Origin of the sequence: Pseudomonas sp. Irchel 3F6, assembly GCF_900187595.1 — a bacterium.
Lineage (GTDB): Bacteria > Pseudomonadota > Gammaproteobacteria > Pseudomonadales > Pseudomonadaceae > Aquipseudomonas > Aquipseudomonas siliginis.
Genome location: NZ_FYDP01000003.1, coordinates 554,021 through 566,637, shown reverse-complemented (window position 1 = coordinate 566,637; position 12,617 = coordinate 554,021). Strand labels below are relative to the sequence as shown.

Annotated in this window: 10 protein-coding genes; 9 read left to right on the top strand and 1 reads right to left on the bottom strand. The window is 61.0% G+C overall.

Annotated features, from left to right (window positions below):
- Positions 1 to 379 precede the first annotated feature (379 nt).
- The 6 genes from CKW30_RS14150 (at position 380) to CKW30_RS14125 (ending at position 5,256) form a co-directional block, all read left to right on the top strand.
- A complete protein-coding gene (locus tag CKW30_RS14150; RefSeq protein WP_095181119.1) occupies positions 380 to 1,189 on the top strand; it encodes an energy transducer TonB in 810 nt (269 codons plus the stop codon).
- 45 nt (positions 1,190 to 1,234) lie between these two features.
- Complete coding sequence (locus tag CKW30_RS14145) at positions 1,235 to 1,960, top strand: MotA/TolQ/ExbB proton channel family protein (RefSeq protein ID WP_041477454.1); 726 nt, start codon at positions 1,235 to 1,237, stop codon at positions 1,958 to 1,960.
- Between the two features lies 1 nt (position 1,961).
- Complete coding sequence (locus CKW30_RS14140; protein ID WP_056787038.1) at positions 1,962 to 2,363, top strand: biopolymer transporter ExbD; 402 nt, start codon at positions 1,962 to 1,964, stop codon at positions 2,361 to 2,363.
- 362 nt (positions 2,364 to 2,725) lie between these two features.
- Positions 2,726 to 3,307: an alpha/beta hydrolase gene (locus CKW30_RS14135; RefSeq protein ID WP_041477456.1), complete on the top strand. Its 582-nt coding sequence runs from the start codon at positions 2,726 to 2,728 to the stop codon at positions 3,305 to 3,307.
- Between the two features lie 51 nt (positions 3,308 to 3,358).
- Positions 3,359 to 4,291, top strand: a complete 933-nt coding sequence (locus CKW30_RS14130; protein WP_095181118.1) for a sigma 54-interacting transcriptional regulator — start codon at positions 3,359 to 3,361, stop codon at positions 4,289 to 4,291.
- A 167-nt stretch (positions 4,292 to 4,458) separates the two neighbouring features.
- On the top strand, positions 4,459 to 5,256 hold the full coding sequence (locus CKW30_RS14125) for a MetQ/NlpA family ABC transporter substrate-binding protein (RefSeq protein ID WP_056787041.1): 798 nt from the start codon (positions 4,459 to 4,461) through the stop codon (positions 5,254 to 5,256).
- 830 nt (positions 5,257 to 6,086) lie between these two features.
- Here the strand turns inward: CKW30_RS14125 and CKW30_RS14120 are convergent.
- Positions 6,087 to 7,247 carry an AAA family ATPase gene (locus CKW30_RS14120; protein WP_041477653.1) on the bottom strand — a complete coding sequence of 387 codons (1,161 nt, stop codon included), beginning with the start codon at positions 7,245 to 7,247 and terminating at the stop codon, positions 6,087 to 6,089.
- Positions 7,248 to 7,393: 146 nt separating this feature from the next.
- Between CKW30_RS14120 and CKW30_RS14115 the strand changes: the two genes are divergently transcribed.
- The 3 genes from CKW30_RS14115 to CKW30_RS14105 are packed head-to-tail and all read left to right on the top strand — an operon-like array spanning position 7,394 to position 12,608.
- Positions 7,394 to 8,497 (top strand): efflux RND transporter periplasmic adaptor subunit, encoded by a 1,104-nt coding sequence (locus tag CKW30_RS14115; RefSeq protein WP_095181117.1) that lies wholly within the window; start codon positions 7,394 to 7,396, stop codon positions 8,495 to 8,497.
- Positions 8,494 to 9,558: an efflux RND transporter periplasmic adaptor subunit gene (locus CKW30_RS14110; RefSeq protein ID WP_095181116.1), complete on the top strand. Its 1,065-nt coding sequence runs from the start codon at positions 8,494 to 8,496 to the stop codon at positions 9,556 to 9,558. The genes CKW30_RS14115 and CKW30_RS14110 overlap by 4 nt, the downstream gene beginning before the upstream one ends.
- Complete coding sequence (locus CKW30_RS14105) at positions 9,555 to 12,608, top strand: efflux RND transporter permease subunit (RefSeq protein WP_056787048.1); 3,054 nt, start codon at positions 9,555 to 9,557, stop codon at positions 12,606 to 12,608. The genes CKW30_RS14110 and CKW30_RS14105 overlap by 4 nt, the downstream gene beginning before the upstream one ends.
- Positions 12,609 to 12,617: the final 9 nt, after the last annotated feature.

The following is a 12,617-nucleotide window of genomic DNA, read 5'->3' as shown; positions in this document are numbered from 1 at the left end:
CCGTTCAACCAATCCTCAGCGGCGCCGGCAAGCAGACGCAGCTGATCGACAGCGACGGCGGCAATCGCGCCTAACATCGACATTCAGCGAACCAAAACCAGCCTTTTAAGGCGTTAACGGATGCCGTAGCCGAATACTTTTCATGCCGTAAAAGCATGGCGTTTATGGCAGATCGGTGCAGCCCTTGTAGTGCGCGGCTTCGGTAAAAACGGGCGATTTGTATATTCCTTGAAGGCCTATGGATAACGTTAAAGATTACTTTCGGTGATAAGCGTCCACAGCCAATGATTGCCCCATCGACTACGCCGTGGGGGCTTCAAGAATGGCGGGTCGATCGCTTTGGCTCGTAGAACGGAAAGAGACCGCAGGGAGTTGAACAATGGGCAATGTCCAGACCGCCGCCAGCGCAGGGGAATTGCTGTGGCGGCACACGCCGAGTGGCGAGCTGGTCGATCTTGGCCGGCCGCATAGGGTGCCGTTGGGGCAGTTGCGTTTGCAACGTGCTCCCAAGGGCATTTTGAGTCGACGCGAAACCCTTTTGCTCGGTGTGCTCGCGTTGGTCGTGCATGGCGCGGTGATTTACTGGGTCAGCCAGAAGCCGACGCCAGTGCTGCCGGTGGTACCGCCGGAAATTCCGCCGATGACCATCGAGTTTTCGCGTCCGGCTCCGCCCGCGCCGCCGGTTGTGGTGCCGCCACCACCGGCGCCCGTGGTCGAGCCGCCACCGCCAGTGGAGGACGAGTTGGCGGTAAAACCGCCGCCGCCCAAGCCGATCGCCAAACCCAAACCGGTGGTGAAACCGCCGCCCAAACCGGCGCCGAAGGCAGTAGAGCAACCGCCAGCGCCAGCGAAACCCGCAGCCCCGGTCGCCGCTCCAGCGCCTCCTGCGCCACCGGCACCGGCGCCTGTTACTCCGGCTTCAGCCAACGCTGCGTATCTGAAAAATCCGGCGCCGGAATACCCGTCGCTGGCCCAGCGGCGCGGTTGGGAAGGCACGGTGTTGTTACGGGTGCATGTGTTGGCCAGCGGCAAACCGGGCGAGATCCAGATTGCCAAAAGCAGTGGTCGGCAACAGCTCGACGATGCGGCGCTGAATGCCGTCAAGCGCTGGAGTTTCGTCCCGGCCAAGCAGGGTGATGTCGCCCAGGACGGCTGGGTCAGCGTGCCCATCGATTTCAAGATTCATTAAACCGCAACCAAATTCGCGCGAAATGTTTACACGAGGGAACACATCATGACGTTACTGGCATCTCCACTGGAATCCATCGAAAGCGCGGTGATCTGGCTGCTGGTGGTTTTTTCCGTTGCCACTTGGGGCCTGGCGTTGCTCAAGGCTGTGCAGTTCGGTCGTCTGAAAGCGCAGGATCGGCGCTTTCACAAACGTTTCTGGGCGGCGTCGAGTCTGGATGCCGCGGCAGAGTTGAGCGAAACCCAGCCCGGCGCCGCAGCGCGAGTGGCGCAGGCTGGCTATGCAGCGATCCAGGTGGGCGAGGCGCCGCAGGCGAATGATCTGAGCCAGGCGATCAACCATCAGGATCGCCTCGAGCGTGCCTTGCGCCAGCAGATCGTCCGCGAACGGCGTTCGCTGGAAACCGGTCTGGCGGTTGTCGCGAGTATCGGCAGCACCTCGCCGTTCATTGGTCTGTTTGGCACGGTGTGGGGAATCATGGAGGCCTTGAAAGGCATCAGCGCCGCCGGTTCGGCGAGCCTGGAAACGGTGGCCGGCCCGATCGGTGCGGCACTCGTCGCGACCGGCGTGGGGATCGCCGTTGCGGTGCCGGCGGTGCTGGTTTACAACTATTTTTTGCGAAGGCTGAAACTGACCGCCGCGGATCTGGATGACTTCGCCCACGACTTCTACAGCCTGGCGCAGAAGAGCGCGTTCCGCGTGCTGATCCACCCGACCGCACACAAAGTGGCAACGTCGGGCAACGCGGCAAAAGTGAAGGAGGCCTCCTGATATGGCCTTCTCCACGCAAGACACGGATGAGGTGCTCAGTGAAATCAACGTGACGCCGCTGGTAGACGTGATGCTGGTGCTGCTGGTGGTGTTTATCGTCACCGCGCCGCTGCTGACCAACGCGATCCCGATCAACCTGCCGAAGACCGAAGCGGTGGCGCCGGTCGAGCAGAAGGATCCGCTGGTGGTGAGCATCGACGGCGTCGGCAAACTGTTTATCAACAAGGACGAGATTCAGCCCGACTTGCTCGAATTCAACCTCAAGTCGGCCAAAGCCAAGGACCCGGAGGTGCGCGTGCAATTGCAGGCCGATGACGGGGTGAATTACGGCGAAGTGGCGCGAGCCATGGCTTCGATCGAACGGGCGGGGATTACCAAGTTGTCGGTGATTACTGCGCGGTGACAGATTTCGTTTTTCCGGGGCCGTCTCCTTGGCAGGGTGCGGCCCTTTTTTTGCGTTCAGTTTTTGAAAAGCCCCTCACCCTAGCCCTCTCCCGGAGGGAGAGGGGACTGACCGGGTTGTCTGGCGGCTATACACCGATATGAGAAATCCAGTCGAACTCAAGATTTGAAGAGCCTGAAGATCAGCTCCCTTTCCCCCTCGCTCCTTGGGGGAGAGGGCTGGGGTGAGGGGGAAGAAGCTTATGCCCTACACAGATCACATATTCGATACAGGTATTAATAAATAGCTTCTTATTCCTTAACGAATATAACTCCTCTCCCTATACTCGACCCGGAACAGACACGACGCAGGAGAGCTTCCCCATGCGCAACGAATCAATCCGCTACCTGATTGTGCCGGGCTGGCAAGGATCGCCAGAAGATCATTGGCAAAGCCATTGGCAGAACAGCCTGCCGAACAGCGCACGGGTGGAACAGGCCGATTGGCTGACGCCGCGTCGTGAGGACTGGGTCGCCGCGCTGGCCGAAGCGATTGCCGCCGACAGCACGCCGGTCATTCTCATCGCTCACAGCCTCGGTTGCATCACCGTTGCCCACTGGGCGGCGACAGCGCCGTTGCAATACCTGCGTCAGGTGCGCGGGGCGTTGCTGGTTGCGCCGGCCGATGTCGAGCGTCCTGCATGTGCGCCGGCACTGCGCAACTTCGCACCGATTCCGACCGATCTGTTGCCATTCCCCAGTCAGGTCGTCAGCTCCGACAACGACGCCGCCGTCAGTGCCCCGCGCGCGCTCGAACTGGCACGTAACTGGGGGGCGGAGGCGGGGATTCTTGCCGGTGCCGGGCACATCAACGTCAAGTCCGGGCATCAGCGTTGGGAGCAGGGTTTCGCCTATCTCTATCGCCTGCAAAACCGCCTGGAAGACCACGCCCGCCGTCGCGCCTGATCTAATTTTTCAACGCCCCCGTCGGCTGGCGGTTTTGGGCGGGAGCCTACCATGAGTTTTGAAACCTTCGGTCAGCCCTTGCTGACCTTTCCCGATGCGGAAAAGAGCCCCCTGAGCATTCGCGCCAAGGCGCTGGTGTTCGTCGACCCACGCTCGCGGCAATTGCGCGAGGAGTTGGAGCAGTTGGCTCCCCGTTCGATTTCAGTGTTGATTCGCGGTGAGACTGGCACCGGTAAAGAGCTGCTCGCCCGGCATATCCATCGCGCCAGTGACCGCAGCGGTCTGTTCGTTTCGGTGAACTGCGGCGCGATCAGCCCGACCTACGCCGACGCCGAACTGTTCGGCTACGCCGCCGGCAGCTACAGCGGTTCGGCCAGCAGCCGCGCCGGCTGGTTCGGTTCGGCCAACGGCGGCACCTTGTACCTGGATGAGATCGGCGATTTGCCGCTGCCGATTCAGGTCAAGCTGCTCGCGGCGCTGGAAAATCACGAAGTCACCCGCGTCGGTGCGCATCAGCCGAGCCCCGTGGATGTGCGTCTGGTGGCGGCGACCAGCATCGATCTGGCCCAGGCCGTGGACGCCGGGAAATTTCACGAGCGGCTCTATCACTATCTCAGCGAGGGTCATCTGGAGCTGCCGGCGTTGCGCGCGCGGACCGGCGACATCCTCTCGCTGGCCGAGTATTTCCTTGGCATCTACAGCCAGCGTCTGGACCTGCCCGTGCCGCTGATCAGCGAAGCCGCGCAACATGTGCTCGAACAACACGGCTGGCCGGGCAACACCCGCGAACTGGAAAACGTCATCCACTTCGCTCTGCTGGTCAGCACCGGCGACGAGATCCTGCCGGAACATCTGAACCTGCCTGACGCGTCTGCGCCGCAGGTTCAGATCGAACGTCTGGTGAGGCAGACCCACATCGGCGGTAGCAGTGCAGAGCGTAAGGCCTTGAAAGATTGGCTGATTCGCTTGAGCGAGGCGGTATAAGCATTTTCTTCAGCATGAACAAAATGGAATATGAAGCTGAATAAACGTTATTGTCCGGGAATAAAAAATCCGGGTATTGTCCGCCTCACGCCAGCGATATCACTTCACTGGCACACGTATTAAATGCCGTCGTCGATGACGACCGTGATTTTCGATAAGGACACTGCATGAAAAAGGTTCTGTTGTTTACCGCATTGGCGGCTGCTCTGACGGCTTCTTTCGCCAACGCCGGCGAGAAACTGGTGGTTGCCGCAACACCGGTGCCCCACGCTGAAATCCTTGAGCTGATCAAACCGACCCTGGCCAAAGAAGGCGTCGATCTGGAAATCAAGGTCTTCACCGACTACGTGCAACCGAACGTACAGGTTGGCGAGAAGCGTCTGGACGCCAACTATTTCCAGACCCTGCCGTACCTGAACAGCTTCAACCAAGGCAAATACAAGGACGACAAGTCCAAGTACCTGGTGACCGTGCAGGGCGTACACGTTGAACCGTTCGGTGGCTACTCGAGCAAGTACAAAACCTTGGCTGAACTGCCGGATGGCGCCACCATCGCCATCCCGAACGAAGGCAGCAACAGCGGCCGTGCGCTGATCCTGCTGCAGAAGGCCGGTCTGATCGAACTGAAAGATCCGAAAAACGCTCTGGCAACGCCGAAAGACATCGCCAAGAACCCGCACAAATTCAAGTTCAAGGAACTGGAATCGGCCCTGCTGCCGCGCGTGCTGAAAGAAGTTGATCTGGACATGATCAATACCAACTACGCGCTGGAAGCCAAGCTCAACCCGCAGAAAGATGCGCTGGTGATCGAAGGCGCTGACTCGCCGTACGTGAACTTCCTGGTGGCCCGTGAGGACAACAAGAACAGTGACGCGATCCAGAAACTGGCCAAGGCCCTGACCAGCCCGGAAGTCAAAGCGTTCATCGAGAAGAAGTACAGCGGCGCGGTATTGCCGGCGTTCTGATCTGACGCTTGAGTGAATCCGCTTCAGACGTGAAAACGCCGATGGCCAGTGATGGTCATCGGCGTTTTTGTGTGTCTTGAAAAGCCCCTCACCCTAGCCCTCTCCCAGAGGGAGAGGGGACCGATTGGGGGATGCTGTAGAGGCCCGCCGACCTGTTCGTGCGTCGCTGAATCCATAATCGACTCGGTTCGTCAGGTCGATGTACGACGAAAGACACCACGGTCGGCCCCCTCTCCCTTCGGGAGAGGGTTGGGGTGAGGGGCTTTCGACTTACGCTGTAGTCTTCAACGCCCGGCGCAACGCCCTGAGCAATTTCACAATGTCCTGCGGATCCAGCCGCTGCGGCACTTTTACGTCCATGTTGTTCTTCCTTGTGGTGGATGGGCCGGAGAGTCTGGCCAAAAGCTGTGGGTCCTTGGAGGTCTTTCCTGAAAAAAAGATCCGTCCTACAGCGCAAGGAAAAATAGCCGTCTTATTCCTTCCCGGCAAACCCGCAGAATAATGTTTAAGCGAGATGAATGTGGGCAGCCCAGATGGGCTAAGCAAAATTCGGTCACCCAATATGTGCGCAAAGAGCTGAGTGATGACACCCGGCCTGAGAGTGTGATTGGTGAAGGGGGCAAGTGGTTGGGGTGATTGCCCGTTGGATCAGCGGTGAGGCTCGCCCCTCACCCCAGCCCTCTCCCAAGGGAGAGGGAGCCGATGTCTGGGCTTTTCAAAATCAGGTTCGACTTCAGGCTTTCAGGTCGGCGTAACTCTCGCAAACAACTCGGTGAAGTCCCCTCTCCCTCTGGGAGAGGGTTAGGGTGAGGGGCTTTTCGCTGGCACCCTCAATCCGGCCAATGCCACGCCGGCTCATCCAGCACCCGCTGCCCGACGATCCCGGTTTGCCCCAGCGTCTTTTCCAGCACGATGCAATTGCATTCCGGGTCTTCCTGCAACGCCGAGATCAATCGTCGCGCATGTGACACCACCCACACCTGACACTGCTCCGAAGCGCGAATGATCAGCCGCGCCAGCGCCGGCAGCAGGTCCGGGTGCAGGCTGGTTTCCGGTTCGTTGAGCACCATCAGCGATGGCGGTCGTGGGGTCAGCAGGGCGGCGATCAGCAGCAGATAACGCAAAGTGCCGTCCGACAGTTCTGCCGCTGACAGCGGTCGCAACAAGCCTTCCTGATAAAACTCGATAGCGAAACGGCCACCGGCCAACAGTGCGATATTCAGCCGCGCGCCGGGAAACGCATCGCTGATCGCCGCGCTCAGTGCTTGCGGATCGCCAATCTCGATAATTGTCTGCAAGGCCGCCGCCAGATCACGGCCATCGTGGTGCAGGACGGGCGTGCGCGTGCCCAGTTGCGGCTGACGCACCGGCGCGTCGGCATCGCTGCGAAAGTGATCATAAAAGCGCCAGCGCCGGATGAATTCGCGCATCTGAAACACTTCCGGCGAGCTGCGCAGATTGCCGACCTGATCGAACAAGCTATCGAAGTTCGGTGTGTGTTGCGCCAGCACATCCCAGGCGCGACCTTCGCGGGCGCGGATCATCGGGCCGTTGCGGTCGACCAGCAGGCTCGCCGGGCGAAACACCGGGCCGGCCCAGATGCACTCACGCTTGATTTCCGGGTCGAGGGAAAAGCATGAAGTGCTCGGCTCCGGCAGGCCCAGGCCGATGGCGTAACTGAAGTCCTCGCCGGCGAATCCCAAGCGCAACCTTTTCACGCCTTGGCGCACCGTCGGCTCGATCGCCACTTCACCGTTGCGCATGCGTCGGCTGATGGTTTCCGGCCCGGCCCAGAACGTCGATTCCAGCCCGCCCTCACGCGCCAGTGCATTGACCACACCGCCCTGGGCGGTTTCCGCCAGCAGGCGCAAGGCGCGGTAGAGGTTGGACTTGCCGCTGCCGTTTGGCCCGGTAATCAGGTTCAGGCGCCCGAGCGGAATCACCAGTTTGTTGATCGAGCGGTAATTGGCCACGGCCAGGGTGTTGAGCATGAAATCCTTCTCCGGGTCACTGCGATACGCGGGGAGCATACCTTTAATGAGATAAATCTGGTGTTGGCGTCCGCAACCGTGGAACCCTGTTCTAAGCTCTGAAGTCGTATCGTCTCGACAGCAGCATTTAAGGCCAAGGAGTGTGCATGGCGGGTCCCGGATTGAAAGTGCTGATGGCCGTGAGCGCCATGGCGTTGCTCACCGCTTGCGGCGACAAGAAGCCTGCTGAGGAATACTTGCCACGGGTCTTTGTGCAAGAGGTCGAACCGGCCAACTACGCCGCAGCGGTGACCCTCACCGGTGATGTGCAGGCGCGGGTGCAGACCCAGCTGTCATTTCGCGTCGGCGGCAAGATCATCCAGCGCATGGTCGATGTCGGCGACCGCGTCACGGCCAAACAGGTGCTGGCCAAACTCGATCCGAAGGATCTGCAGACCAACGTCGATTCCGCTCAGGCCCAGGTCGTCGCCGAACAGGCCCGCGTGAAGCAAGCGGCAGCCGCTTTCGTGCGTCAGCAAAAACTCCTGCCCAAGGGCTACACCAGCCAGAGCGAATACGATTCGGCACAAGCCGCGCTGCGCAGCAGTCAGAGCGCATTGAGCGCGGCGCAGGCGCAGCTGGCCAACGCCAAGGACCAGCTCGGCTACACCGCGCTGATCGCCGATGCACCCGGGGTGATCACCGAGCGCCAGGCCGAAGTCGGCCAGGTGGTGCAGGCCACCGCGCCGATTTTCAGTCTAGCCCGCGATGGCGACCGCGACGCGGTATTCAATGTCTACGAATCGCTGCTGGCCGAGCGTCCGTCCGATCGTTCGATCGTGGTCAGCCTGCTCGACAATCCCGAGATCAAGACCACCGGCACCGTGCGTGAGATCACGCCATCGGTGTCTGCGCAATCGGGCACCGTGCAGGTCAAGGTCAGCCTCGACAAGCTGCCGCCGGGCATGCAACTCGGTTCTGTGGTCAGCGCCACCGCCAAAGGCACCGGCAAATCAGCTGTGGAACTGCCTTGGTCGGCGCTGACAAAAAACATCAGCGACCCGGCGGTGTGGCTGGTCGATGACAAAGGCGAAGCGCAGTTGCACACGGTCACGGTCGGTCGCTACCTGACCGGCAAAGTGATCATCAGCGAAGGTCTCAAGGGCGGCGAGAAAGTCATTGTCGCCGGCGGCCAGTTGCTGCACCCCGGCATGAAAGTCGAGATTGCCGAAAACACCTACAAGGATCTGCAACCGGGAGCGCATCCATGAAGCGCCTCGGACTGTTGTGCATGGCGCTGCTGGTGGGCGCCTGCTCGGAAAAGGAAACCCCGCCGGAACCGGTACGTCCGGTGCTGTCGGTCACGGTCAAAGCGCTCAACGAAGAAAGCCTCGGACGCTTTGCCGGCAGCATTCAGGCGCGTTACGAGAGCAACACCGGTTTCCGCGTCGGTGGACGCATCGCCAGCCGCAACGTCGATGTCGGCGCCGAGGTGCAGAAGGGCACCTTGCTCGCCACCCTTGATCCGTCCGATCAGCAGAACCAGTTGCGCTCGGCCCAGGGCGATCTGGCGCGGATCCAGGCGCAGCTGATCAACGCGCAGGCCAATGCACGTCGTCAGCAAGCGCTGTTCGATCGCGGCGTCGGTGCGCAGGCGCAACTGGACGTCGCCAACACCGATCTGAAAACCACTCAGGCCTCGCTCGATCAGGCACGCGCGGCGGTCAGCCAGAGCAAGGATCAACTGAGCTACACCGAGCTGCGCTCCGATCACAAAGCCGTGGTCACCGCGTGGAACGCCGAAGCCGGGCAAGTGGTAACTGCCGGCCAACAGGTGGTGACGCTGGCGCAGCCGGACATCAAGGAAGCGGTGATCGATCTGCCCGATACGCTGGTCGATCAGTTGCCCAGCGACGTGGTGTTCTCGGTGGCCGCGCAACTCGACCCGAGCATCAACACCACGGCGATCATCCGCGAGATCGAACCCCAGGCGCAAAGCGCCACGCGCACCCGCCGCGCGCGCCTGACCCTGTCGGATACGCCGGACGGTTTCCGCCTCGGCACCGCGATCAGCGTGACCCTCAGCTCGGCGATCAAGCCGCGCATCGAACTGCCGGTGACGGCGTTGCAGGAAGCCGACGGTAAAACCCGGATCTGGGTCATCGACACGCAGAACAAAACCGTCAACCCGCGCGACGTCAGCGTGGTCAGCCGTGGCGACAACAGCGTGGTGCTGGCCGGTGGCGTGCAAAACGGCGAGCGCGTGGTCAGCGCCGGCGTCAACAGTCTCAAACCCGGACAATCGGTAAAACTTGACGAGGACAGTCAATGAAAGGCTCTTTCAACCTCTCCGAATGGGCCTTGAAGCACCAGTCATTCGTCTGGTACCTGATGTTCGTCGGGCTGCTGATGGGGGTGTTCTCCTACTTCAATCTCGGCCGCGAAGAAGACCCGTCATTCACCATCAAGACCATGGTGATCCAGACCAAATGGCCGGGCGCGACCCAGGAAGAAACCCTCAAGCAGGTCACCGACCGCATCGAAAAAAAACTCGAAGAGCTCGATTCCCTCGATTACGTGAAAAGCTACACCCGCCCCGGCGAGTCGACGGTGTACGTGTACCTGCGCGACACCACCAGCGCTGAGGACATTCCGCAAATCTGGTACCAGGTGCGCAAGAAGATCGACGATATTCGCGGCCAGTTTCCCCAGGGCATTCAGGGGCCGGGGTTCAACGATGAGTTCGGTGACGTGTACGGCTCGGTCTACGCCTTCACCGCCGACGGCCTGACCATGCGCCAGTTGCGCGATTACGTGGAACAGGCGCGGGCCGAGATCCGCAACGTGCCGGGGCTGGGCAAGATCGAAATGGTCGGCCAGCAGGACGAAACGATTTACCTGAATTTCTCCACGCGCAAACTTGCCGCGTTAGGTATCGACCAGCGCCAGGTGGTGCAGAGCCTGCAATCGCAGAACGCGGTGACTCCGGCCGGGGTGATCGAGGCGGGGCCGGAGCGGATTTCCGTGCGCACCTCGGGCCAGTTCGAGTCGGAGAAAGATCTGGCCGAGGTCAATCTCAAGCTCAACGATCGCTTCTATCGTCTGGCCGACATCGCCGAGATCAGCCGTGGCTACGTCGACCCGGCGACACCGGAATTCCGCTTCGACGGCAAACCGGCGATCGGCCTGGCGATTGCCATGCAGAAGGGCGGCAACGTTCAGGAATTCGGTAAGGCGCTGCACGAGCGAATCGACCAGCTCACCGCTGACTTGCCTGTCGGCGTCGGCGTGCACACCGTTTCCGATCAGGCGGTGGTGGTGGAAGAGGCCGTCGGCGGTTTCACCAGCGCGCTGTTCGAAGCGGTCATCATCGTGCTGGTGGTGAGTTTCATCAGCCTCGGCGTGCGCGCCGGTCTGGTGGTGGCCTGCTCGATTCCGCTGGTGCTGGCCATGGTATTCGTGTTCATGGAATACAGCGGCATCACCATGCAGCGGATTTCCCTCGGCGCGCTGATCATCGCCCTCGGTCTGCTGGTGGACGACGCGATGATCACCGTGGAGATGATGGTTACGCGCCTGGAAATGGGCGAGAGCAAGGAGCAGGCGGCGACGTTCGCCTACACCTCGACGGCATTCCCGATGCTCACCGGTACGCTGGTGACCGTCGCCGGTTTCGTGCCCATTGGTCTCAACGCCAGTTCGGCGGGTGAATATACGTTCACGCTGTTTGCGGTGATTGCCGTGGCGATGATCGTCTCGTGGGTGGTGGCGGTGTTCTTCGCACCAGTGATTGGCGTGCACATCCTCAGCGACAAGGTGAAGGCCCACGATGCCGAGCCGGGTCGCGTCGGTCGCGCCTTCAACGGTGGTCTTTTGTGGGCCATGCGCAATCGTTGGTGGGCGATCGGCGTCACCGTGCTGTTGTTCGTGCTGGCGGTGTTCTGCATGCGTTTCGTGCAGAACCAGTTCTTCCCCGCTTCCGACCGCCCGGAAATTCTGGTCGACCTGAACCTGCCGCAAAACGCCTCGATCGACGAAACCCGCAAGGCGGTGGACAAGCTCGAAGCGACGCTCAAGGGCGACCCGGACATCGTGCGCTGGAGCACTTACATCGGTCAGGGGGCGATCCGTTTCTACCTGCCGCTGGACCAACAGTTGCAGAACCCGTACTACGCGCAGCTGGTGATCGTCAGCAAGGATTTCGAAGCCCGCGAGGCGTTGAGTCAGCGCTTGCGCGAGCGGCTGCACAAGGACTTCGTCGGCATCGGCAGCTACGTGCAGGCCTTGGAAATGGGCCCGCCGGTGGGGCGTCCGATTCAGTATCGAGTCAGCGGCAAAGACGTCGATCAGGTGCGCAAACACGCCATCGATCTGGCCACCGAACTGGACAAGAACCCGCACATCGGCGAGATCATTTACGACTGGAACGAGCCCGGCAAAGTCCTGCGCATCGACATCGCCCAAGACAAGGCGCGGCAACTGGGACTGTCGTCAGAAGATGTGGCCAACCTGATGAACAGCATTGTCAGCGGCTCACCGTTGACCCAGGTCGATGACGATATCTACCTGATCAACGTGGTCGGTCGCGCCGTGGATTCCGAGCGCGGTACCCCGGAAACCCTGCAGAACCTGCAGATCGTCACGCCGAGCGGCACCTCGATTCCGCTGCTGGCGTTCGCCACCGTGCGCTATGAACTGGAACAACCGCTGGTCTGGCGTCGCGACCGCTTGCCGACCATTACCATCAAGGCCTCGGTGCGCGACGAGATTCAGCCGACCGATCTGGTGAAACTGCTCAAGCCGTCGATCGATGCTTTTGCCTCGAAACTGCCGGTCGGCTACAAGGTCGCCACCGGCGGCACGGTCGAGGAAAGCGGCAAGGCCCAAGGGCCGATTGCCAAGGTGTTGCCGCTGATGCTGTTCCTCATGGCGACGTTCCTGATGATTCAGTTGCACAGCGTGCAGAAGATGTTCCTGGTCGCCAGTGTGGCGCCGCTGGGGTTGATAGGCGTGGTCCTGGCGCTGGTGCCGACCGGCACGCCGATGGGCTTCGTGGCGATCCTGGGGATTCTCGCGCTGATCGGCATCATCATCCGCAACTCGGTGATTCTGGTGACGCAGATCGATGAGTTCGAGCAGAAAGGCTATGCGCCGTGGGACGCGGTGGTCGAAGCCACCGAACACCGGCGCCGACCGATCCTGCTGACCGCAGCGGCAGCGAGCATGGGCATGATCCCGATCGCCCGCGAAGTTTTCTGGGGACCGATGGCCTACGCAATGATCGGCGGGATTGTCGTGGCGACGCTGCTGACGCTGCTGTTCCTGCCGGCGCTGTATGTGGCCTGGTACAAGATTCGCGAGCCTGAAAAAGAATCTTCCTGAAGCAAAAGC

Coding starts and splice junctions, on each gene's coding strand:
- CKW30_RS14150 (WP_095181119.1), top strand. CDS start 380: ATGGGCAATGTCCAGACCGCCGCCAGCGCAGGGGAATTGCTGTGGCGG.
- CKW30_RS14145 (WP_041477454.1), top strand. CDS start 1,235: ATGACGTTACTGGCATCTCCACTGGAATCCATCGAAAGCGCGGTGATC.
- CKW30_RS14140 (WP_056787038.1), top strand. CDS start 1,962: ATGGCCTTCTCCACGCAAGACACGGATGAGGTGCTCAGTGAAATCAAC.
- CKW30_RS14135 (WP_041477456.1), top strand. CDS start 2,726: ATGCGCAACGAATCAATCCGCTACCTGATTGTGCCGGGCTGGCAAGGA.
- CKW30_RS14130 (WP_095181118.1), top strand. CDS start 3,359: ATGAGTTTTGAAACCTTCGGTCAGCCCTTGCTGACCTTTCCCGATGCG.
- CKW30_RS14125 (WP_056787041.1), top strand. CDS start 4,459: ATGAAAAAGGTTCTGTTGTTTACCGCATTGGCGGCTGCTCTGACGGCT.
- CKW30_RS14120 (WP_041477653.1), bottom strand. CDS start 7,247: ATGCTCAACACCCTGGCCGTGGCCAATTACCGCTCGATCAACAAACTG.
- CKW30_RS14115 (WP_095181117.1), top strand. CDS start 7,394: ATGGCGGGTCCCGGATTGAAAGTGCTGATGGCCGTGAGCGCCATGGCG.
- CKW30_RS14110 (WP_095181116.1), top strand. CDS start 8,494: ATGAAGCGCCTCGGACTGTTGTGCATGGCGCTGCTGGTGGGCGCCTGC.
- CKW30_RS14105 (WP_056787048.1), top strand. CDS start 9,555: ATGAAAGGCTCTTTCAACCTCTCCGAATGGGCCTTGAAGCACCAGTCA.